Raw genomic sequence first — 19,319 nt, 5'->3', positions numbered from 1 at the left:
ACCGGACGACCCGCTACCGTTCCGGCAGGAAAGGCCGGCCCAGCGCGCGCGGCATGTTCCGGCGCATCCAGCCGGGGTTGCCGCCGCGCAAGGCCAGCACCGCGACGGTGCAGACGTAGGGCAGCATCGCCAGGAACTGCGAGGGCACCTGCACGCCCATGCCTTGCAGCTGGAACTGCAGCATGGTCAGGCCGCCGAACAGATACGCGCCCAGCAGGATGCGCAAGGGATGCCACATGCCGAAGGCGATCAGCGCCAGGGCCATCCAGCCCCGACCGGCCACCATGCCTTCGCTCCACAGCTGCGTGTAGACCACCGACAGGTACGCCCCCGCGAGTCCGCAGCACAAGCCGCCCGCCAGGATCGCCAGTACGCGTATCCGCCCCACCGGATAGCCGAGTGCATGCGCCGACTCCGGCGACTCGCCCACCGCCCGCAGCAGCATGCCCGCCCGCGTGCGGTACAGGAATCCCGTCAGCAGACAGGCCAACGCCATCGTCGCGTAGACCAGCGGATGCAGTGCGAACACGGTGCCGCCCAGTCCGGGGATGTCCCGCAGCCATGGCAGCCCGGCCTGCCCCTGCCCGAGCGAGCGCCCCGCATACGACACGCCGGCGAAGGCCGACAGCCCCGACCCCAGCAGCATGATCGCCAGGCCGCTGCCGTACTGGCTGGCATTGAACACCACGACCAGCAGCGCGAACACGGCGGCCAGCGCGACGCCGGCCCCCGCTCCCGCCGCCAGCCCCCATGCGGGGCTGCCGGTGTGGAAGGCCACCGCGAAACCGGCGGCGGCGGCCAGCAGCATCATGCCCTCGGCCCCGAGATTGATCACGCCGGCGCGTTCGTGAATGGCCAGCCCCAGCGCCGCCAACGCCAGCGGCGTGCCGGCGTTCAGGGTCGCGGCCAGGAGCGGCAGCAGGCTTTCCATGCCGATTACCTCGCCATGGCCGCGGAGCGGCGCCAACGGATGCGATAGCGCACCAGCGTATCGCCCAGCAGCAACAGCGCCAGCGCCAACCCCTGGAACACGCCGACGAGGGAAGCCGGCAGGCCCAGGCGCGACTGCGCCAGCTCCCCGCCTATGTAGAGCGCGGCCATGACCAGGCCGGCCAGCATCGCGCCGGCCGGATGCAGGCGCCCCAGGAAGGCCGCGATCACCGCCGCGAAGCCGTAGCCCGGCGACACCGAGGTCGTGAGCCGCTGCATCGGCCCCGCGACTTCGCCTATGCCGGCCAATCCGGCCAATGCGCCGCACGCCAGCATCGAGGTCCACAAGACCTGGCGCGGCGAATACCCCGCATAGCGCGCCGCGGAGGGCGCGGCGCCCGTCACGCGCAGGCGGAAGCCCGGATGGGAACGCGCCAGGAACAGCCAGGCCGCGCCGGTCGCCGCCAGCGCCAGCCACAGTCCGGCGTGGGCGCGCGTGCCCTCCCAGAGCACGGGCAGCACGGCGGCCTCGTCGAACGACCGCGACTGCGGGAAGTTGTAGCCATGGGGATCGCGCCAAGGCCCGAACACCAGATAGCCGAGCAGCAGTTGCACGACGTAGGTCAGCATCAGGCTGACCAGCATTTCATTGGCGCCGAAACGGTCCTTGAGCCAGGCCGTCAGCGCCGCCCACAGCATGCCTCCCAGCATACCCGCGACCATGACCAGCACCACGTAGCCGCGCCATGTGTCGGGTCCGGCCAGCAGGGCCACCCCGCCGCCCGCGATGGCGCCCGCGATCAACTGTCCTTCGGCGCCGATGTTCCAGACATTGGCCCGGAAGCACAGCGACAGGCCCACCGCGCACAAAACCAGCGGCACCGCCTTGACCGCCAGTTCGCCCCACGCGTAGACACCATTGAAAGGTTCGATCAGGAACAGCCGCAGCCCTTGCCAGGCATCGATGCCCAGCATCGCGAACAGCGCCGCGCCGCCCAGCATGGTCAGCGCCAGCGCGGCCAGCGGCGACAGCCAGGCCGCCAGCCGCGAAGCGCGGGCGCGCGGCTCAAGCCGGATCATGGGCCCACCGTCCTTCCATCCAGCGGCCCAGCATGTCGGCCGTGACCTGGGCGCGCGCCACCGCCGGCGACAGCCGCCCGCCCGCCATCACGGCCAGGCGGTCGCACAGCGCGAGCAGTTCGTCCAGGTCCTCGGAAATGACCAGGACCGCCCCGCCGGCCTCGCGCAGATCGATCAGTTCCTGGTGGATGCGCGCGGCGGCGCCGATGTCCACGCCCCAGGTCGGCTGCGCCGCCAGCAGCACGCGCGGCCCGCCGTCGAGCTCGCGGCCCACCATGAACTTCTGCAGATTGCCGCCGGACAGACTGCGTGCCGGCGCACGCGGCGACACCGCGCGCACGCCGTGGCGCGCGATGACGCGGGCAGCGGCCTCGGCCAGTCCACGCCGCCGTATCCAGCCTCCGGATGACGCGGGTCCGCAGGCCATGGTCAGCAGCATGTTTTCGTCCAGCCCCATCCCGGGTACGCATCCCCGCCCCAGGCGTTCCTCGGGAATCGCGCGCAGTCCCAGCCTGCGCCGCGCGGCCGGTCCAAGCCGGCCGATGGGTTGCCCCATCAGGCGCACGGCTTCGTGCGGCACGTGGGCCTCCTCGCCCGACAGCGCCGACAGCAGCAACGACTGGCCGTTGCCGGATACCCCCGCCACGCCCAATATCTCGCCGGCCCGCAACTCGAACGAAATGTCGTCCAAGCCCACGCGCTGGCCGGGCGGAGCGGGCATCGACAAGTCGCGCACGCTCAGCACCGGATCGCCCGCCGGCCGCGGCACGGCGCTGCGGACCTCGTCCACCGAGGTTCCCAGCATCAAGGTGGCCAGTTCGTCCTGCGCCATCTCGCGCGGATCGACCACGGCCACCGAACGGCCCGCCCGCAGCACCGTGCAGCGATCGCACAGCTCGCGGATCTCCGCCAGCTTGTGGCTGATGTAGGCCACGCTGCACCCCTCGGCGGCCAGTTGCCGCAAGGTGGCGAACAAGGCCGTCCTGGCCTCGGGCGACAACACCGAGGTGGGCTCGTCCAGAATCAGCAGGCGCGGCCGCCCGGCCAGGGCGCGCAGCAGCTCGACGCGCTGATGCTCGCCCACCGACAGGTCGCCCACAAAGGCATCGGGGTCCAGGTCCAGGCGATAGCGTTCAATCAGCGGCGCCAGCCAGGCGCTCGGCGCGACGCCGCGCGAGACCTCGCGCGCGAGCCCGGCCGGCAATCCCAGCAACACGTTCTGCGCCACGGTCAGCGTGTCGAACAGCACGAAATGCTGGAACACCATGCCCACGCCCAGCGCGCGCGCATCGTCCGGCGCGCGCGGCGCCACCGGCCGGCCGTCCCACAGGATCTGCCCCGCGTCCGGCGCCAGCGCGCCGTACGCGATCTTCATCAGGGTCGACTTGCCCGCCCCGTTCTCGCCCAGCACGGCGTGGATCTCGCCCGGCGCGATGGCCAGCGAGACCTCGTCGTTCGCGAGGACGCCGGGATACCGCTTGGTGATCCCGCGCAGTTCGAGTCGAGGAACGGCCATGAAGAGGGAACGGATGGACAGGAGGCGCCCATTGTAGACCGCCCCTCCCCGGCCCTTTGGACCTCGAGGCTATCGATATATGGGCGGAGGCCGGCAATCCTTCCGGATGCGCGGCACGTCGCGCAGGCCGTTCAGGACCATCCACTGATGCCGCCCGGTTGCGCTGCCTCGTTCCAGCGCCAGATGGGCCCAGTGCATCGCCTCGCACGGATCGGCCTTCACGCCGGCGCCGTACAGCGCCGGACCGGCCAGCAGGACCGAGGCCAGCATTTCCTGGGCCTCCAGGTCGCCGCGCGTGGCGGCCTGCCGCAGCCGCATCAGCATGGCGCCATAGTCCCCTTCCGAGCGGGCCTCCAGCGCCATCTGGTAGAACTGCTCGGAGGTGGCGATTTCCGAGAGCGGCGGGGCGGCCGGGGCGGCTGGCGCCAGCATCGCCGCGGCAAGCAGCCACGGCGCCGGGGAACAGGCAATGCGGGGGAAGATGTGCGGGCGCTTCACTGCCGTCTCCTTTCTGGACGCCCCTATTGGGCCTGTGCGCACGCTTTGGCACAATGCGGTTCTATGCGTCGTGCCTTCGGCTGTCCCGAAGGCAATCCGCCACGGAGAACCTTCATGCGCCTTGATCTCGCGGACCTGCGCCTGTTCCTCGCCATCGTCGATGCCGGCAGCATCACGCAGGGCGCCGCGCGCGCCAACCTGGCGCTGGCCTCGGCCAGCGAGCGCCTGCGCAACATCGAGGACGATGCCGGCGTACGGCTGCTGGAGCGCCGCCATCGCGGCGTGCTGGCCACCGAGGCCGGCGAGGCGCTGGCCCACCATGCCCGGCTGATCCTGCGCCAGCGGGAACTGATGCAGGGCGAACTGCTGGACTTCGCGTCGGGCGCCCGCGGCACCGTCCGGATCCACGCCAACACCGCGGCCCTGACGGCCTTCTTGCCGCGCAAGCTGGCCCCGTGGATGGCCGCCCGCCCGCACCTGAACGTCGACATCCGCGAGCGCACCAGCAAGGAAATCGTCAAAGCGGTCTCCGCCGGACTGGTCGAAGCCGGCATCACCTCGGACCAGGTCGACGCCGCCGGGCTGCAACTGCACCCCGTCGCCACCGACCACCTCGTCCTGATCACCGCCCGCGGCCACCCCCTGGCGCAGCGGCGCGTGGTCCCGTTCGCCGAGATCGTGCGCGAGCCCTTCGTGGGACTGGCCCCCGGCAGCGCGCTGCAGGACCACATCGACGAACATGCGCGGCGCGCCAGCCACGCACTGGCCCTGCGCATCAGGATGAACACCTTCGGCGGGCTGTGCGAAATGGTTTCGCACGGCGTGGGCGTGGCCGTCATTCCCGACAGCATCGCCCAGAGCCATCGCCGCCGCCATCCCTACCAGCGCATCGCGCTGGCGGACGGCTGGGCCCACCGCCGCCTGTGCCTGTGCCTGCGCGACTGGGCCGGCCTGTCGGCCCCGGTCCGGGACCTGCTGACCCACCTGGCCGGCGACGTCGGCGTGCCGCCGCTGCCGTAGGGTACCGCTGCGATATTCGTGTCCGAGAGCACTCGGCCGTATCGCGAGGATGTTGATACATTCGTCGGCGCAACGGCCCGCCTCCACGAGAGATAGATGAAGCTCTCGGCGGTGCTTCGAACAACCACTTGCAAAAGTCCCAATTTGGGACTAATCTGAACTCATGCGGGTCATTGCCGTCAGCACATTGCGCCAGTTCTGGAAAACCCATCCGGACGCAGAGCAACCCCTCAAGGCTTGGGTGGATGAAGCAAGCCAAGCCACGTGGACGCAACCTTCGGATATCAAGGCTCATTACCGCAGCGCCAGCATCCTCAAGAATCGTCGCGTGGTTTTCAACATCAAAGGCAATGACTATCGATTGATCGTCGCGGTTGCCTACCGCTTGCGCATCGTCTATGTGAAGTTCGTGGGGACGCACTGGGAATATGACGCGATCGATGCCGAGACCATAGAAATGGAGTAAGACATGGAGATCCGCCCCATCCGTAGCGAAGCGGACTACAAGATGGCCCTGAAGGACATCTCGCGCCTCATGGAAAGCGATCCTGAACCCGGAACGCCGGATGGCGATCGCCTCGACATCTTGGCTACGCTGGTGCAAGCCTACGAAGCCAGACACTTTCCCATCGACCTGCCCGACCCTGTCGAAGCGATCAAATTCCGCATGGAACAAGCGGGCCTGACCGCCAAAGACCTGGAGCCCATGATCGGCCGCCGCAACCGCGTCTACGAAATCCTGAATCGCAAGCGCGGCCTGACGCTGCAAATGATCTGGAATCTGCACAAAGGGCTAGGCATCCCCGCCGAAAGCCTGGTCAAACCCCCGTCGAACTCCTGATCCCCCGGTAGAACCACGGTGGCTTGTGAAGAAAATCGCAACACGATCCCATCGTTCGCGCCGGATCCGCACACTTAGAGAAGCGCCTCGATTCCCTTGCGTCGGATAACGTTCAACAGGCCAAAGTCGCTTCCCCACAGGACGGAAACGTCCCACAAATAAAAAACGGCGCCCCACAGGACGCCGTCAGCACTACACCCCTCCCCGACCCAGGGCACAGCGGATCAGGCTCCGCCGGTCCGCCAGTGCCGCCCGGGGGACTCGCCGCTGGGCCGCCCCAAGGCGGGTCCCCGCCCCCACGGGGGGCTGCCGCGTAGCGGCTGGGGGCTCACCATGCTGGGCGCCCGAAGGGCGTAGGGGGGACCGCTTATTCAGCCGCAATCGCCTTCATCGACAGACGCAGGCGGCCCTTGTCATCGGCCTCGATGACCTTGACGCGGACCTGCTGGCCGACCTTCAGCACATCGTTGATATTGGCGATGCGATGGTTGGCGATTTCCGAGATGTGCAGCAGGCCGTCGCGGCCCGGCAGCACCTGGACGATGGCGCCGAAATCCAGCAGGCGCAGCACGGCGCCTTCGTAGATCTGGCCCACTTCCACGTCGGCGGTCAGGTCGGCGATGCGACGCTGCGCTTCCTTGGCGCGGTCCAGGTCGGCGCTGGAGATGACGATGGTGCCGTCGTCCGAGATGTCGATCTGCGTGCCGGTTTCCTCGGTCAGCGCACGGATGGTGGCGCCGCCCTTGCCGATCACGTCGCGGATCTTCTCGGGGTTGATCTTCATGGACAGCATGCGCGGCGCGAAAGCCGACAGCTCGCCGCGCGAACCTTCCAGGGCTTCGCGCATCTTTTCCAGGATGTGCAGGCGGCCTTCGCGGGCCTGGGCCAGCGCCACCTGCATGATTTCCTTGGTGATGCCCTGGATCTTGATGTCCATCTGCAGCGCGGTCACGCCGCCGACGGTACCGGCCACCTTGAAGTCCATGTCGCCCAGGTGATCTTCGTCACCCAGGATGTCGGTCAGCACGGCGAACTTGCCGCCGTCCTTGATCAGGCCCATGGCCACGCCGGCCACGTGATCCTTGACCGGCACGCCGGCGTCCATCATGGCCAGCGAACCGCCGCACACGGACGCCATCGACGACGAACCGTTCGATTCGGTGATTTCCGACACCACGCGGATGGTGTACTGGAAGTCCTGCGGCGCGGGCAGGAGCGACACCAGGGCGCGCTTGGCCAGGCGGCCGTGGCCGACTTCGCGGCGCTTGGGCGTGCCGATGCGGCCGGTTTCGCCGGTGGCGAACGGAGGCATGTTGTAGTGGAGCATGAAGCGATCGCGGTACTCGCCCATCAGCGCGTCGATGATCTGCTCGTCCTGCTTGGTGCCCAGCGTGGCGATCACCAGGGCCTGGGTTTCACCGCGGGTGAACAGCGCGCTGCCGTGCGCGCGGGGCAGCACGCCCAGGCGGATGCTGATCGGGCGCACCGTGCGGGTGTCGCGGCCGTCGATGCGGGGCTCGCCGTTCAGGATCTGGCCGCGCACGATCTGCGCTTCGAAGTCGAACAGAATGTTGTCCACTTCGACGCCGTCGATCGCGGCGCCCGAGGCCTCGGCCTGGGCAGCCAGCTTGGCGTGCACGTCGGCATACACTTCGCGCAGCTTGGTGGTGCGATCCTGCTTGGAGCGGATCTGGTAGGCGGCCTTCAGGCCTTCCTCGGCCACGGCGCGCACCGAGGCGATCAGCGCGTCGTTCTTGGCGGCGGGCTTCCAGTCCCATTCGGGCTTGCCGGCTTCGCGCACCAGGTCGTTGATGGCGTTGATGACGGTCTGCATCTGCTCGTGGCCGTAGACCACGCCACCCAGCATGACTTCTTCGGACAGCTGCTGCGCTTCGGATTCGACCATCAGCACGGCGGCGTCGGTACCGGCCACGACCAGGTCCAGCTTGGAGGTCTTGAGCTGCGAGGCGGTGGGGTTCAGCACGTACTGGTCATCGATCCAGCCCACGCGCGCGGCGCCGATCGGGCCATTGAACGGGATGCCGGAGATGGCCAGGGCGGCCGACGAACCGATCATCGCGGCGATGTCGGGATCGATCTCGGGGTTGACCGACAGCGTGTGGATGACCACATGCACGTCGTTGTAGAAGCCTTCGGGGAACAGCGGACGCAGCGGCCGGTCGATCAGGCGCGAGGTCAGCGTTTCCTTCTCGGAGGGTTTGCCCTCGCGCTTGAAGAATCCGCCCGGGATGCGGCCGGCGGCGTAGGTCTTCTCGATGTAGTCGACGGTGAGCGGGAAGAAATCCTGGCCGGGCTTGGCCTTCTTGGCCCCTACCACGGTTGCCAGCACGACGGTGTCCTCGATGGACACCATTACCGCGCCCGAAGCCTGGCGAGCAACCTCGCCGGTTTCGAGCGTGACGGTATGCTGGCCATATTGGAAGGTTTTTGTGACTTTATTGAACATGACAGGCATCCTTTGCGATTGCCCTACTGAAACGAAAATGCCTGTGACAGGCGGTCCCTGACACAGGCACTCTCATATTTCAGAAGGGGGTTGCTAGAGTGCCGGCTGCGTCGCGCCCGAACAGGAAGCGACGAAACCGGCAACCACCGGAAACGCGGAGCGGCGCTGCGACGGCAGCGCGCGCCGGGTTTCCGATCCCCTGGAAATTCACTTACGCAGACCGAGCTTCTCGATCAGGGCGCGGTACGCGTCGGCGTTGCGGCCCTTCAGGTAGTCGAGCAGCTTGCGGCGACGGCTGACCATGCGCAGCAGCCCGCGACGGGAATGGTGGTCTTTGGTGTGCTCTTTGAAATGGCTGGTCAATTCGTTGATCCGGGCGGTCAGGAGAGCGACCTGCACTTCGGGGGATCCGGTATCACCCTGGGCGCGTTGGAATTCGGTAACGATATTGGCCTTGTTGATGTCGGCGACGGACATTTTTTTCCTCTCGGACTGGCGGCAAGGCCGAGGCGCCCTGCCGTGAAAGTTGACGATCCCGCCGCGACGCTTTCAATCTGGCTGCGGCCGGCGGGGTGTTAAGACGGCTAACGTTCAGTTGTTTCAAATAGACGAAAAGCTGAAAGTTAGCCGGGAAGTATAGCCTTATTCCGGGAGTTTTGCCATTTTGCAACGCGTGGGCAGCGTCAGATCGGCCGCGGACACCTTCAACGTGGTCTCGAAACCATAGCCGCTGCCTTCCACGTCGCGCCGGACCGTGCCGACCCCCTGCTTCTGCATGGTGAAGACATACAGGGGCTTGATGGCCTGGTGGTCGTCGGGCCGCATCCACAGGTCCGCCCCCTCAGCCGTCCAGCGCATGCCCGACAACTGGCGCACGAGGGCCACGGCATCGACCTTGCCCGCCCGCTCCAGCGCCGCCGCCAGCATGTCGGTCATGTGCAGCATCCGCGCGTTCAGGTAGTCGTCGCCCGGCCGCGGAAACATGCGCCGGTAGGCATCGTAGGCGCGGTCCATGCCGGGCTCGCCGGCGTTGTAGTGCCATTCGGCCACCGCCCGCACCTTGCCCACGCCGGCCTCGCCCAGCGCCGCCGGCGCGCCCAGCGCATTGCCGTAGAACGTGTAGAAGCTGCCTTTGAACCCCGCTTCCCGCGCGGCCTTCACCAGCAATGTCAGGTCGTTGCCCCAGTTGCCGGTGATGACGGTGTCGGCGCCGCTGGACAGGATCTTGGCCGCGTAGGGCGAGAAGTCCTTGACCTTGCCGATGGCGTGGAACTCGTCGGTCACGACCTCGACGTCGGGCCGCTTCTCGGCCAGCATGGCGCGGGCGCTGCGCGCCACTTCCTGGCCGAAGCTGTAGTCCTGGTTGATCAGGTAGACCTTGCGCACCTCGCGGTCGCGCCGCATGACCTCGGTCAGGGCCGCCATCCGCATGTCGGAACTGGCGTCGAAGCGAAAGTGCCAGGGGCTGCACTTCTCGTTGGTCAGCGCGGGATCGACTGCCGAGTAGTTCAGGTACACCATGCGCTGGCCGGGATTGCGCTGGTTGTGGCGATTGACGCCCTCGATCAGCCCCGCCGCCACGGCCGAGCTGTTGCCCTGCATGACGATGCGTATGGACTGGTCGGCCGCGCCGCGCAGCAGCAGCAAGGCTTCGTCGACCTGGTTCTTGCTGTCGAAGGGAACGAGTTCCAGCCTGTGGGCGCCGTCGGCCAGCTTCACGCCGCCCCGGGCATTGATGCGTTCGACCGCGAAGCGCAGGTTGCGCATGATGGCCTCGCCGGTATTGGCGAACGGGCCGGACATGGCCTCGATCACGGCGATGCGCACCGGCGCGCCCCCCTCGCCTTGCGCCCGGGCGGGCATGGAACCCGCGCACCCCAGCACAAGTCCTACAATCAGCGAACCATAGCCACGCCTGCGTGACAGAAACACGGTCATCTCCGGTCGTCAATCCAAGAACAAGGTGAATTGTATGAGCATCGCCCTTCTCCTGCGCCGTGGCGCCTGCCTGCTGGGCACGGCGGCGCTGCTCGCGGCCTGCGCCAGCCCGGCCGGCATCCAGCCGGGCGAATCCGGCTCGGCCGTCACCACCCGCCTGGGCCGCCCCACGCTGGAGCGCCCCCTGCCGGGCGGCGGCCAGCGCCTGATCTATTCCAGCCAGCCCATGGGGCAGTACGCCTGGATCACCGACGTCGGCCCCGACGGCAAGGTCATCGGCACCACCCAGGCGCTGACCAGCGAACGCTTCCGCATGCTGGACTCCGGACACTGGGATACCGAGCGTCTGTTGTTCGAATTCGGCCCCCCGGCCGAGATCACCCGCGTCGGCCTGAAAGGCGAACAGATCGTCTGGGGCTACCGCTTCCGCGAGGACGGCGTGTGGAATTCGCTGATGTACGTCTACGTCACCGACAAGGGCGTGGTCACGCGCTACCACCCCGGTCCCGACCCGCTGATGGAGCCCCGCTTCCAGCTGGGCATGTAAGCTTCAGTCTTCGCCCTTGAACGCGGCGATGATGGCATCGGCCACGGCCCGCACGCGGGCCGTGCGGTTCAGGTCGGCATGCAGCACCAGCCAGACGTCCAGGCGCTCGGTCCGCTCGGGCCAGACGCGCACCAGTTCCGGGTCGTCCTGCGCCATCAGCACGGCCAGCTCGCCCAGCCCCAGGCCCGCCCGCACGGCCTCCAGCATCATCAAGCCCGAATTAACCTCCAGCGCCACCCGGGCATTGCCGGTCGACACCCCGCCCAGCCGGCCGCCGTCCAGCGGCCCGATCGGGCGGTCGTACCGGATCACGTCGTGGCCCTTTAGCGCCGCGTCCACCGTGGGCTCGCCCCGGCGGCGCAGGTAGTCGCGCGAGGCATAGACCCCGATCTGCCTGCGCGCCAGCCGCCGCGCGATCAGGTCCGGGCTGGTGGGCTTGACCGTACGCACGGCGATGTCGGCCTCGCGCCGGGTCAGGTTGGTGACCTGGGTGGAGGTGCCCAGCACGACCTTGATGTCCGGGTGGGCTTCGCGCAGCGCCCGCAGCGCCGGGATCACGTAGAAGCTGGCCATGGTGTCCGACGTGGCCACGCGCACCACGCCGCACAGTTTGTCGTCCATGCCCTGCATCTGCCGCTGCAACTGGTCGGCGGCCTGCTCCATCCGCTCGGCGGCGGCGCCCGCAAGGTCCCCGGCCGGCGTGGGTACGTAGCCGCCGGGCGTGCGCAGGAACAGGCGGGCGCCCAGCGCGGCTTCGAGGGCGGCAAGCCGGCGGCCGGCCGTGGCCTGGTCCACCTCCAGCAGCGCCGCGGCGCCCCGCAGCGTACCCGCGCGCCGGATGGCCAGGAAGACCCGGGCATCGTCCCAGTTCACTCTCCCCCCATGATCGACACGGGCCTTGCCAGGTAATGCATTTTTGCATCATCGAACTGCATTTTCACCCCTTTTTCCGCATCACTCCGGCGCCTAGGATAACGCCTTCCCCTGCTTTTCGGACGACCACCGTGCGGTATCCCTGCCCCGACATCCCCCTTTCCCCCACGCCCGCGCGGCAAGCATCGGCCGACCCCGTGCCGCTGGCCGCGCTGGCGGTGGGCTTCATCATGGCCATGCTCGACGTCACCGTCGTCAACGTGGCGCTGAGCGACATCGCGCGCGGCCTGGAAGTTTCCCTGTCGGGCCTGGTCTGGGTGGTCGACGGCTACACGCTGGCTTTCGCCGCCATGCTGCTGGTCGGCGGCGCGCTGGCCGACCGCCTGGGCGCCCGTGCCGTGTATCTGGCGGGACTGGCCGTCTTCACGCTGGCCTCGGTGGCATGCGGCCTGGCCCAGGACGGCCTGGCGCTGGTCGGCGCGCGCCTGGCGCAAGGCGTGGGCGCTTCCCTGTTCGTTCCCAGCTCGCTCAGCCTGCTGGTCCACACCTATGCCGACGAACGCGTCCGGGCGCGCATGGTGGCGCTCTGGTCGGCCATCGTCACGCTGTCGGTGGCGGCCGGACCGCTGGTGGGCGGCTTGCTGATCGCGCATTTCGGCTGGCGCAGCGTCTTCCTGATCAACGTTCCCATCGGCATCGCCGGCGCGCTGCTCACGCTGAAGCTGGTGCGGCCCGCTCCGGCCCGGCCGCGCGCGCTGAATCCCGCCAGCCATGCCCTGGGCATCACGGCGCTGGCCGCCCTGTGCTACGCGCTCATCCAGGGTCCCGAGCGGGGCTGGAGCGCGTTCCCCATCCTGCTGGCGACCGTCCTGGCCCTGGCGGCCGGCGCCCTGCTGGCCTGGCGCGAGCGGCAGGCCGCCGCGCCACTGGTGCCTCGTCAATTGCTGGCCGCGCCGCGCTTCCTGCCCGCCAACGCCTTGGGGTCCCTGGCCAGTTTCGCGGTGTACGGCCAACTGTTCCTGCTCAGCCTCTACCTGCAGCGGGCACGCGGCGCCGGTCCGCTGGACACCGGCTTCCAATTGATGCCGTTGATGCTCATCCTGGTTCTGGGCAATCTGCTGTCCGGCCGCCTGTCCAGCCGGCGCGGCACGCGGTTGCCGATGCTGGCCGGCACCGGCCTGGCCACGCTCGCCACGGCGGTGGCCGCTTTCGATGGCCTCGCGCTGCCCTACTGGCTGCTGATGGCGCTGCTGGTGTGCGGCAACCTGGGCGCGGCCATCGCCATCCCCGCCATGACCGCTACCGTGATGCAGGCGGGCGGCAAGGAGCACGCCAACAGCGCCGCGGCCATCCTGAACGCCAACCGGCAGATCGGCACGCTGCTGGGCGTCGCCGTCATGGGCAGCCTGCTGCACGCGCTGCCCGACTGGACGGACAGCCTGCCGGCCGGCCTGGCCGTGGTCGCCGCGGCCTATGGCGCGGCCTGGCTGATCGTCCTGCGTGCCCGGGAAGCGGAACCTCGCGCCACGCGCTGAAGCGGCCGCTCAGGGCGTCTGGCCGCCGCCCAGCGAACCGGCCTCGACCACCCGCCGGTTCGCCTCGTAGTCGCCCCGCACCGCCGCGCGAAACTCGTCCACGCTGCCCACTGCCGACAGGTTGTACGCGCGCTCCAGCCGCTCGGCCAGCGGCCCCCCGCCCACCAGCACGCGGTGGACCGCGGCGTTGATGCTTTCCTGCACCGCCCGGGGCGTGCCGGCGGGCGCGAACAGGCCGAACAGCGACATCAGGTTGGCCTGGGGATAGCCCAGTTCGTCCAGCGTCGGCACCTCCGGCAGCGCGCCCAGCCTGGCGGGCGCACCCACCGCCAGCGCCTTCAGCCGCCCCGTCCGCACATAGTCCAGTTGCAGGGCCGCGACGTTGGTCGACAGCACCTCGAAGCGGCCGCCAAGCGCATCGTTCAGTTGCGGACCGCCGCCGTGATAGGGAACGTGGGTGATGCGCGCGCCGCTTGCCGCGGCCACCTGCGCCATCACCATGTGGCCCGTGGTGGCGATGCCCGAGCTGGCCCAGCGGATCGCCCCCGGCTTGCGCCGCGCCTGGTCCACCAGGTCGGCGAAATCGCGGCCGGTGAAGGCCGGCGTGCCGGCCACCAGCACCGGCGTGCGCATGACGGCGGCAATGGGCGCGATCTCCCGCAGGGGATCGTATTGCGCGGACGGGCGGCTCAAGAGCGGATTGAGCGTAAGCGGCGTCAACGCGGAAAAGGCCAGCGTATGGCCGTCGGGCGCCGCGCGCGCCACGGCCTCCATCCCCACGCTTCCGCCCGCTCCGCCCTTGTTCTCGACCCAGGCCGGCACGCCCAGGTCCCGCGACAATTCCTCGGCCAGAATGCGGGCGATGGTGTCGCTCACGCCGCCGGGCGGATAGACGACCACCATCCGTATGGCTCGCGCCGGCCAGGCCCGCCCGTCCGACGTGGCGCTTGCACTTGGCCCCGCCCCGGCCAGCGGCAGCACGGCCGCGGCCAGCAGGACGCGGCGGCGCGCCGCCCGGAAGTCGGCGGCCGTCATCGCGCCGCCGCCAGCCGCCGTGCCAGGGCGGCGAAGTGCCGGGCCGGCAGGTTGTCCTCGCCGTGGCGGGACACCAGCGTCAGCGGCGCATCCAGCCTTTCGGCCCGCGCCAGCGGCAAATAGGTCACGGCATGCGCGTGCGCGCCGCTGATGGACTTGGGCACGACCGACACCCCCGCCCCCGCGGCCACCAGATTCAGATTGGTCATCATGCGGTCGACCTCGGCGGCGATGCGCGGCCGCAGCCCCTGGCTCTCGCACAGCGCGAGCAGGTTGGCGTACAGGCCCGGCGCGCCCGGCTGGCGCACCAGGATGATCTTCTCCTGGCACAGCTCGGCCAGCGAAATCGCCCGAGGGCGGCTTGTCTGGCGGTCCCGCGCGAGCGGATGGTCGCACGGCACGGCGGCCACCGCGGGCTCGGTCAGCAAGGTTTCGAACACCAGCCCGTCGGGCCACGACACCGGCACGCGCAGCAGGCCGCAATGCAGGCGGCCGGCGGCGATGGCCCGGGTCAGTCCCGCGGCATTGTCCTCGTGGATGTCCAGTTCCACGCCCGGATAGTCCCGGCGGTACACGCGCAGGGCCTCTGGCGTGAACGCGTGGGCCGCGGCCGAACTGGTGAAGCCCACCGCCAGCAGGCCCTCCTGGCCGTTGGCCACCCGCGCCATGCGCTGACGCATCTGCGCGTAGCCTTCCAGCAGGTTCTCGGCCTCGCGCAGGAAATGCCGGCCGGCATCGGTCAGCGCCACGCCACGCGGATGACGGCGCAACAATTCCACCCCCAGCTCCCGCTCGAGCGCCTTGATCTGCTGGCTGAGCGGGGGCTGCTGGATGCCGAGCCGCTCGGCGGCGCGCGTCATGTGGCCGGTCTCGGCAATCGTGACGAAGTAACGCAGATGGCGCAAGTCCATATTTTTTATATATCGAGTCTCCGCTTTTATTGTATTTGACGTACCGAGCGGCACGCTCGCATCATCCCGCCGTGCACGCGCCCCGCCTCGAGAGGGCCGGCCATGGAGACGATACGATGACCGCACCCCGCCCCTTTCCCGCCCGGCCATTGCCCCTGCTTCTTGCCCTCGCGGCCCTTGCCGGCTGCGGCGGCGGCGACGGCGACTCGTCCTCCGGCAACCCGCCCGGAGAGCCCCCGGGCGCATCGGGCCCGCCCTATGCGCCCGCGCTGGCCTGCGCCTCGCTCGCGGCGCGCGGTTTCTCTCCCGCCCAGCTGACGCTGCCGTCGGGCGGCGCGACGGTGTCCGAGGCGGTGGACGTCGCCGCCGATGCCGAAGGCAACAACCTGGGAGCCTACTGCCGCATCCGCGGCGTCATCAAGCCGGTGAACGCCGGGTCGCCCGACATCAATTTCGCGCTGAACCTGCCGCTGCGCTGGAACGGCAAGACCATCCACTTCGGCGGCGGCGGCTTCAACGGCCGGCTCATCGACGGCACCGAGACGATACGCTTCGGCCCCGCCGACAAACCCGCCCCGCTGGCCCTGGGCTACGCCACCTACGGCGACGACTCCGGCCACCAGAGCGGCAGCATCACCGACGGCAAATTCGCCGCCGACGACGAAGCGCTGTCCAACTACGGCGGCCAGTCGCTGAAGAAGACGCGCGACGTCGCCGCGCAACTGGTGCGGGCCTACTACGACATGGCGCCCAGGCACGCCTATTTCCTGGGCACCTCCACCGGCGGCCGCGACGCGCTGGCGCACATCCAGCGCTGGCCGACGGACTATGACGGCGTCATCGCCAACGAGCCCGCGCTCAATTACTCCGGCACGCGCCTGTCCAACGTCGCGCTCGGCCGCGCGCTGTACGCCAACGGCGGAGCCGGCTGGCTCAACGTGGCCAAGACGCTGATGGTGCAGAACACCGTCAAGCAGGCCTGCGACAAGCTGGACGGCGCGGTCGACGGCATCGTCAGCAGCGTGGAAAGCTGCCGGCTGCTGAACGACGCCAACCTGGCGGCCATGCGCTGCCCCTCGGGCACCGACGAAGGCGACCACTGCCTTTCCACGGCGCAACTGGCCACGATCCGCACGCTCGAAGCGCCGCTGGAATTCTCCGCCTACCGGCTCGCCAATGGCGTCGACCGCGCGGGCGGCTACAACATCCTGGAGGGCGCGCTGGTAGCCGGCCCCTACACCACGCGGGACCTGGGCACGCGCCGCGCGCCCGGCAACCCGGCGACCTCGGCCGATGCCAACATGTACGTGACGGGCGACCAGTGGGTCAAGTATTTCGTCACCCGCTCGGCCACCTTCGACACACTGGGCTTCGATCCGCAGAACCCCGGTTCGTACACCGCGCGCGTGCAGGCCGTTTCCGCGATCACCGACGCCACCGATCCCGACCTGCGCCCCTTCCTGTCCCGCGGCGGCAAGCTCATCATGCTGCACGGCCTGGCCGACGAGGTCATCAGCCCCAACTCCACCATCGACTACTATCAACGCGTGGTCGCCACCGTGGGGCAGGAGGCCGTGGACAAGGGCGTGCGCTTCTACACCGTGCCCGGCATGGGCCACGGCACCGGCGTGTTCATCCCCAACTGGGATTCGCTGGCCGCGCTGGAAGGCTGGGTCGAGCAAGGCCTGCCCCCGGGCACGCCGGTGGCGGTCGACGCGGTGGCCGGGACCTATGGCCGCACGCGCCCCCTGTGCCAGTACCCCGCCTGGCCCAAGTACCGGGGCAGCGGCAGCCAGGATGCCGCGGTCAACTACAGCTGCGTGCAGGAGACGGGCGACCCGCTGGCCTGCCCCTACCTTCCCGCAGCCGCCACCCGCTACAAGGGCGGCAACACGCTGGGCGAGGAGCTGACGGTGACCGTGGATCCCGCCTCGCTGCGCTACACCGTCACGATAGACGCCAGCCTGCAGCGCGCGGCCGGCACCGTGCGCGAGGGCAGCCTGCGCGCGCAGTCGACCTGCGCCTATGCCAGCGACGAGGGCGGCGCGGTCTACGTGTTCGGCGCGGGCGGCGCCCTGCAGGGCGGCGTGCTGCCTGCCTCGGGCAGCGGCTTCGAACCGCTGCTGGCCTTCGCCACCACGTTCGAGAACACGGGTTCGCCCACGGTCTTCAACCCGGTCGCCGCCATCTACGACCTGGTCGGCGTCCACCATGGCGCGGGCGGCGCGCCATCGGCCTACAAGGCCGCCGGCCGGCTGCGCAACGCCGGCACCTTCCAGTTGTGCCGGGATCCGGTCACCGGCGGTTTCATGACCTACGACGCCGCGTGCACGTCCACTGCCAAGGGATACATCGCCTACAACGTCGGACGCGGGGCTTTCGACCTGCTGGCGACCCCGCCCGGCGACCCGGCCGGCACCACCGGCGGCACGCCCGCGGGCTCCATGGTGATCGGACTGGTCAACGGCAATGCCGTCCCGCTACAACTGGTGCGCGAGTCGGCCACCAGCTACGGCCTGCGCCTTTACGCTCCCCAGCAGTCGCTGGCCTCCGGCGCCGCCGACGGGGTCTACACCGTCGCCGGCACCGGCGCGCGCAACCTCGAGGCCACCCTGTCCGGCGCCACGCTGGACCTGGACGGCGGCACGCTGGCCGTGGCCTACGACACCCCGGTGCCGGGCGTCGCCCAGGCGGGCGCCTCGGGCAACGACCACTTCCTCTTCACCAACGGTATCCTGGGCTACGCCTCGGGCACGGGATCGACCGCCATCTTCGCCACCGGAGTCCGCCATTGAAAACCCTGACCCGACTCTCGCTGCTGGCCGCGCTGACCTTCGGCGCCGCCACCGCCCACGCCGCCAGCGACCGCGCGCGGCCCGCCCCCTGCCCCAGGGACGTCCCGACCGACGCGCGTTGCTATAACGGACAGGACAGCGAAGGCGCCTACTACTGGATCGCGATTCCCCGCGACTGGAACCGGGTGCTGGTCATGCACGCCCACGGCGGCCCCGACCTGGGCCCGTCCACCCTGAAACGCAGCCAGGAAGACCTGACCCGCTGGGCGGTGACCGTGAAGGCGGGCTATGCCTGGGCCGGCTCGTCCTACCGCCGGGGCGGCTATGGCGTCACCATGGCCGCCGAGGACACCGAGCGCCTGCGCCGCCTGTTCATCCGGCAGTTCGGCCAGCCCCGCCGCACCCTGCTGCATGGCCAGAGCTACGGCGGCGGCGTGGCCTCCAAGGCGGCCGAGCTGTATGGCACCGTCGAGGGCCGGCCCGGCCCCTATGACGCCGTGCTGCTGACCAGCGGCGTATTGGGCGGCGGCAACACCGCCTACGATTTCCGCATGGACCTGCGCGTGGTCTACCAGTACGTCTGCCGCAACCATCCCCGCCCCGACGAACCGCAGTATCCGCTGTGGATGGGCCTGCCCAAGGATTCCACGCTGACCCGGGCGGAGCTGGCCGCGCGCATCAAGACGTGCACGGGCGTGGGCATGCCGGCCGCGCAGCGCAGCCCCGAGCAGGCGGCCAGACTCAAGACCATCCTGTCGGTCGTGAAGATTCCCGAGCGCACCTTCGTGTCCAACATGAACTGGGCCACCTGGCTGTTCCAGGACCTCACGCAGGAAAGGCTGGACGGCCGCAATCCCTTCGGCAACGAGAAGGTGGTCTACGGCGGTTCGCCGGACGATGCCGCGCTGAACGCCGGCGTGGCCCGCTATCGCGCGGATCCGCTGGCCGTGGGACGGCTGATGGTGGACAGCACGCCCGGCGGCAGGCTGGCCATGCCGGTGCTGACCCTGCACGCCATCCATGATCCGACGGCCTTCGTCGAACTCGAATCGGCCTACCGCGAACTGGTCGACCGGGCGGGCAGCGGCGACAAACTGGTGCAGACGTTCTCGGACGAAGCCGAGCACAGCTACCTGAGCGAGCCCCAGTACCCTGCCCTGTTCACCGCGCTGATGGATTGGGTGGACAAGGGTGAAAAGCCGACGCCCGAAAAAGTGGCGCGGCTCTGCAAAGGCTATGAACGGGACTACGGCCACGGCGGCAAGGAAACCTGCCGCATCCAGGCCGGCTACCAGCCGCCGCCGCTGTCCACCCGGGTCCCGCCGCGCTAGCC

17 protein-coding genes are annotated in these 19,319 nt (G+C 69.4%); 7 read left to right on the top strand and 10 right to left on the bottom strand.

What is annotated here, in order from left to right:
* Nucleotides 1–13: 13 nt before the first annotated feature.
* The 4 genes from EV675_RS27730 to EV675_RS27715 form a co-directional block, all read right to left on the bottom strand.
* Nucleotides 14–931 (bottom strand): ABC transporter permease, encoded by a 918-nt coding sequence (locus EV675_RS27730; protein WP_130361843.1) that lies wholly within the window; start codon nucleotides 929–931, stop codon nucleotides 14–16.
* Nucleotides 932–936: 5 nt separating this feature from the next.
* Nucleotides 937–2,010 (bottom strand): ABC transporter permease, encoded by a 1,074-nt coding sequence (locus EV675_RS27725; protein ID WP_130361842.1) that lies wholly within the window; start codon nucleotides 2,008–2,010, stop codon nucleotides 937–939.
* Nucleotides 1,997–3,526, bottom strand: a complete 1,530-nt coding sequence (locus tag EV675_RS27720) for an ABC transporter ATP-binding protein (protein ID WP_130361841.1) — start codon at nucleotides 3,524–3,526, stop codon at nucleotides 1,997–1,999. Before EV675_RS27720 ends, EV675_RS27725 begins: the two co-directional genes overlap by 14 nt.
* 69 nt (nucleotides 3,527–3,595) lie before the next feature.
* Complete coding sequence (locus EV675_RS27715; RefSeq protein ID WP_130361840.1) at nucleotides 3,596–4,024, bottom strand: SEL1-like repeat protein; 429 nt, start codon at nucleotides 4,022–4,024, stop codon at nucleotides 3,596–3,598.
* Between the two features lie 114 nt (nucleotides 4,025–4,138).
* On the opposite strand from EV675_RS27715, the gene EV675_RS27710 reads away from it, so the two are divergent.
* The 3 genes from EV675_RS27710 to EV675_RS27700 all read left to right on the top strand — a co-directional run bounded on the left by EV675_RS27710 (nucleotide 4,139) and on the right by EV675_RS27700 (nucleotide 5,885).
* On the top strand, nucleotides 4,139–5,044 hold the full coding sequence (locus tag EV675_RS27710; protein WP_130361839.1) for a LysR family transcriptional regulator: 906 nt from the start codon (nucleotides 4,139–4,141) through the stop codon (nucleotides 5,042–5,044).
* A gap of 163 nt (nucleotides 5,045–5,207) precedes the next feature.
* Nucleotides 5,208–5,510: a type II toxin-antitoxin system HigB family toxin gene (locus EV675_RS27705; RefSeq protein WP_087841338.1), complete on the top strand. Its 303-nt coding sequence runs from the start codon at nucleotides 5,208–5,210 to the stop codon at nucleotides 5,508–5,510.
* A 3-nt stretch (nucleotides 5,511–5,513) separates the two neighbouring features.
* Nucleotides 5,514–5,885: a helix-turn-helix domain-containing protein gene (locus tag EV675_RS27700; RefSeq protein ID WP_130361838.1), complete on the top strand. Its 372-nt coding sequence runs from the start codon at nucleotides 5,514–5,516 to the stop codon at nucleotides 5,883–5,885.
* Between the two features lie 367 nt (nucleotides 5,886–6,252).
* Here the strand turns inward: EV675_RS27700 and pnp are convergent, their stop codons facing one another.
* The 3 genes from pnp to EV675_RS27685 form a co-directional block, all read right to left on the bottom strand.
* Nucleotides 6,253–8,352, bottom strand: coding sequence for a polyribonucleotide nucleotidyltransferase (pnp, locus tag EV675_RS27695; RefSeq protein ID WP_130361837.1), 2,100 nt, complete (start codon nucleotides 8,350–8,352; stop codon nucleotides 6,253–6,255).
* Nucleotides 8,353–8,559: 207 nt separating this feature from the next.
* Complete coding sequence (gene rpsO, locus EV675_RS27690) at nucleotides 8,560–8,829, bottom strand: 30S ribosomal protein S15 (RefSeq protein ID WP_124690079.1); 270 nt, start codon at nucleotides 8,827–8,829, stop codon at nucleotides 8,560–8,562.
* Between the two features lie 165 nt (nucleotides 8,830–8,994).
* Nucleotides 8,995–10,290 carry a branched-chain amino acid ABC transporter substrate-binding protein gene (locus EV675_RS27685; protein ID WP_130361836.1) on the bottom strand — a complete coding sequence of 432 codons (1,296 nt, stop codon included), beginning with the start codon at nucleotides 10,288–10,290 and terminating at the stop codon, nucleotides 8,995–8,997.
* Nucleotides 10,291–10,324: 34 nt separating this feature from the next.
* On the opposite strand from EV675_RS27685, the gene EV675_RS27680 reads away from it, so the two are divergent.
* Nucleotides 10,325–10,837: a hypothetical protein gene (locus tag EV675_RS27680; protein WP_130361835.1), complete on the top strand. Its 513-nt coding sequence runs from the start codon at nucleotides 10,325–10,327 to the stop codon at nucleotides 10,835–10,837.
* A gap of 3 nt (nucleotides 10,838–10,840) precedes the next feature.
* Here EV675_RS27680 and EV675_RS27675 read toward each other — a convergent pair whose 3' ends face one another.
* Nucleotides 10,841–11,710 (bottom strand): LysR family transcriptional regulator, encoded by an 870-nt coding sequence (locus tag EV675_RS27675; RefSeq protein WP_130361834.1) that lies wholly within the window; start codon nucleotides 11,708–11,710, stop codon nucleotides 10,841–10,843.
* Nucleotides 11,711–11,841: 131 nt separating this feature from the next.
* On the opposite strand from EV675_RS27675, the gene EV675_RS27670 reads away from it, so the two are divergent.
* Nucleotides 11,842–13,245, top strand: coding sequence for an MFS transporter (locus tag EV675_RS27670; protein ID WP_242621619.1), 1,404 nt, complete (start codon nucleotides 11,842–11,844; stop codon nucleotides 13,243–13,245).
* A 9-nt stretch (nucleotides 13,246–13,254) separates the two neighbouring features.
* On the opposite strand, the gene EV675_RS27665 is transcribed toward EV675_RS27670, so the two are convergent.
* Together EV675_RS27665 and EV675_RS27660 are read right to left on the bottom strand one after the other, a co-directional pair.
* The gene (locus EV675_RS27665; protein ID WP_130361832.1) at nucleotides 13,255–14,280 is read right to left on the bottom strand and encodes a Bug family tripartite tricarboxylate transporter substrate binding protein; all 1,026 of its coding nucleotides are present in this window, start codon (nucleotides 14,278–14,280) and stop codon (nucleotides 13,255–13,257) included.
* Complete coding sequence (locus tag EV675_RS27660; protein ID WP_130361831.1) at nucleotides 14,277–15,191, bottom strand: LysR family transcriptional regulator; 915 nt, start codon at nucleotides 15,189–15,191, stop codon at nucleotides 14,277–14,279. The genes EV675_RS27665 and EV675_RS27660 overlap by 4 nt, the downstream gene beginning before the upstream one ends.
* Nucleotides 15,192–15,307: 116 nt before the next feature.
* Between EV675_RS27660 and EV675_RS27655 the strand changes: the two genes are divergently transcribed.
* Together EV675_RS27655 and EV675_RS27650 are read left to right on the top strand one after the other, a co-directional pair.
* Nucleotides 15,308–17,986, top strand: a complete 2,679-nt coding sequence (locus EV675_RS27655) for a tannase/feruloyl esterase family alpha/beta hydrolase (RefSeq protein ID WP_130361830.1) — start codon at nucleotides 15,308–15,310, stop codon at nucleotides 17,984–17,986.
* Entirely contained in the window at nucleotides 17,983–19,317 is a 1,335-nt protein-coding gene (locus EV675_RS27650; protein ID WP_130361829.1) for an alpha/beta hydrolase, read from the top strand. Before EV675_RS27655 ends, EV675_RS27650 begins: the two co-directional genes overlap by 4 nt.
* The last annotated feature ends 2 nt before the right edge of the window (nucleotides 19,318–19,319 follow it).

Source organism: Pigmentiphaga kullae (assembly GCF_004216695.1).
GTDB classification, from domain to species: Bacteria; Pseudomonadota; Gammaproteobacteria; order Burkholderiales; family Burkholderiaceae_B; genus Pigmentiphaga; species Pigmentiphaga kullae.
This window is presented reverse-complemented; position numbering and strand designations above follow the sequence as displayed.

Excerpts from the sequence above, each read along its gene's own strand:
- EV675_RS27700 (WP_130361838.1), top strand. The coding sequence starts at position 5,514 with ATGGAGATCCGCCCCATCCGTAGCGAAGCGGACTACAAGATGGCCCTG.
- rpsO (WP_124690079.1), bottom strand. The coding sequence starts at position 8,829 with ATGTCCGTCGCCGACATCAACAAGGCCAATATCGTTACCGAATTCCAA.
- EV675_RS27685 (WP_130361836.1), bottom strand. The coding sequence starts at position 10,290 with ATGACCGTGTTTCTGTCACGCAGGCGTGGCTATGGTTCGCTGATTGTA.
- EV675_RS27655 (WP_130361830.1), top strand. The coding sequence starts at position 15,308 with ATGACCGCACCCCGCCCCTTTCCCGCCCGGCCATTGCCCCTGCTTCTT.
- EV675_RS27720 (WP_130361841.1), bottom strand. The coding sequence starts at position 3,526 with ATGGCCGTTCCTCGACTCGAACTGCGCGGGATCACCAAGCGGTATCCC.
- EV675_RS27730 (WP_130361843.1), bottom strand. The coding sequence starts at position 931 with ATGGAAAGCCTGCTGCCGCTCCTGGCCGCGACCCTGAACGCCGGCACG.
- EV675_RS27710 (WP_130361839.1), top strand. The coding sequence starts at position 4,139 with ATGCGCCTTGATCTCGCGGACCTGCGCCTGTTCCTCGCCATCGTCGAT.
- EV675_RS27680 (WP_130361835.1), top strand. The coding sequence starts at position 10,325 with ATGAGCATCGCCCTTCTCCTGCGCCGTGGCGCCTGCCTGCTGGGCACG.
- EV675_RS27725 (WP_130361842.1), bottom strand. The coding sequence starts at position 2,010 with ATGATCCGGCTTGAGCCGCGCGCCCGCGCTTCGCGGCTGGCGGCCTGG.
- EV675_RS27705 (WP_087841338.1), top strand. The coding sequence starts at position 5,208 with ATGCGGGTCATTGCCGTCAGCACATTGCGCCAGTTCTGGAAAACCCAT.
- pnp (WP_130361837.1), bottom strand. The coding sequence starts at position 8,352 with ATGTTCAATAAAGTCACAAAAACCTTCCAATATGGCCAGCATACCGTC.
- EV675_RS27660 (WP_130361831.1), bottom strand. The coding sequence starts at position 15,191 with ATGGACTTGCGCCATCTGCGTTACTTCGTCACGATTGCCGAGACCGGC.
- EV675_RS27665 (WP_130361832.1), bottom strand. The coding sequence starts at position 14,280 with ATGACGGCCGCCGACTTCCGGGCGGCGCGCCGCCGCGTCCTGCTGGCC.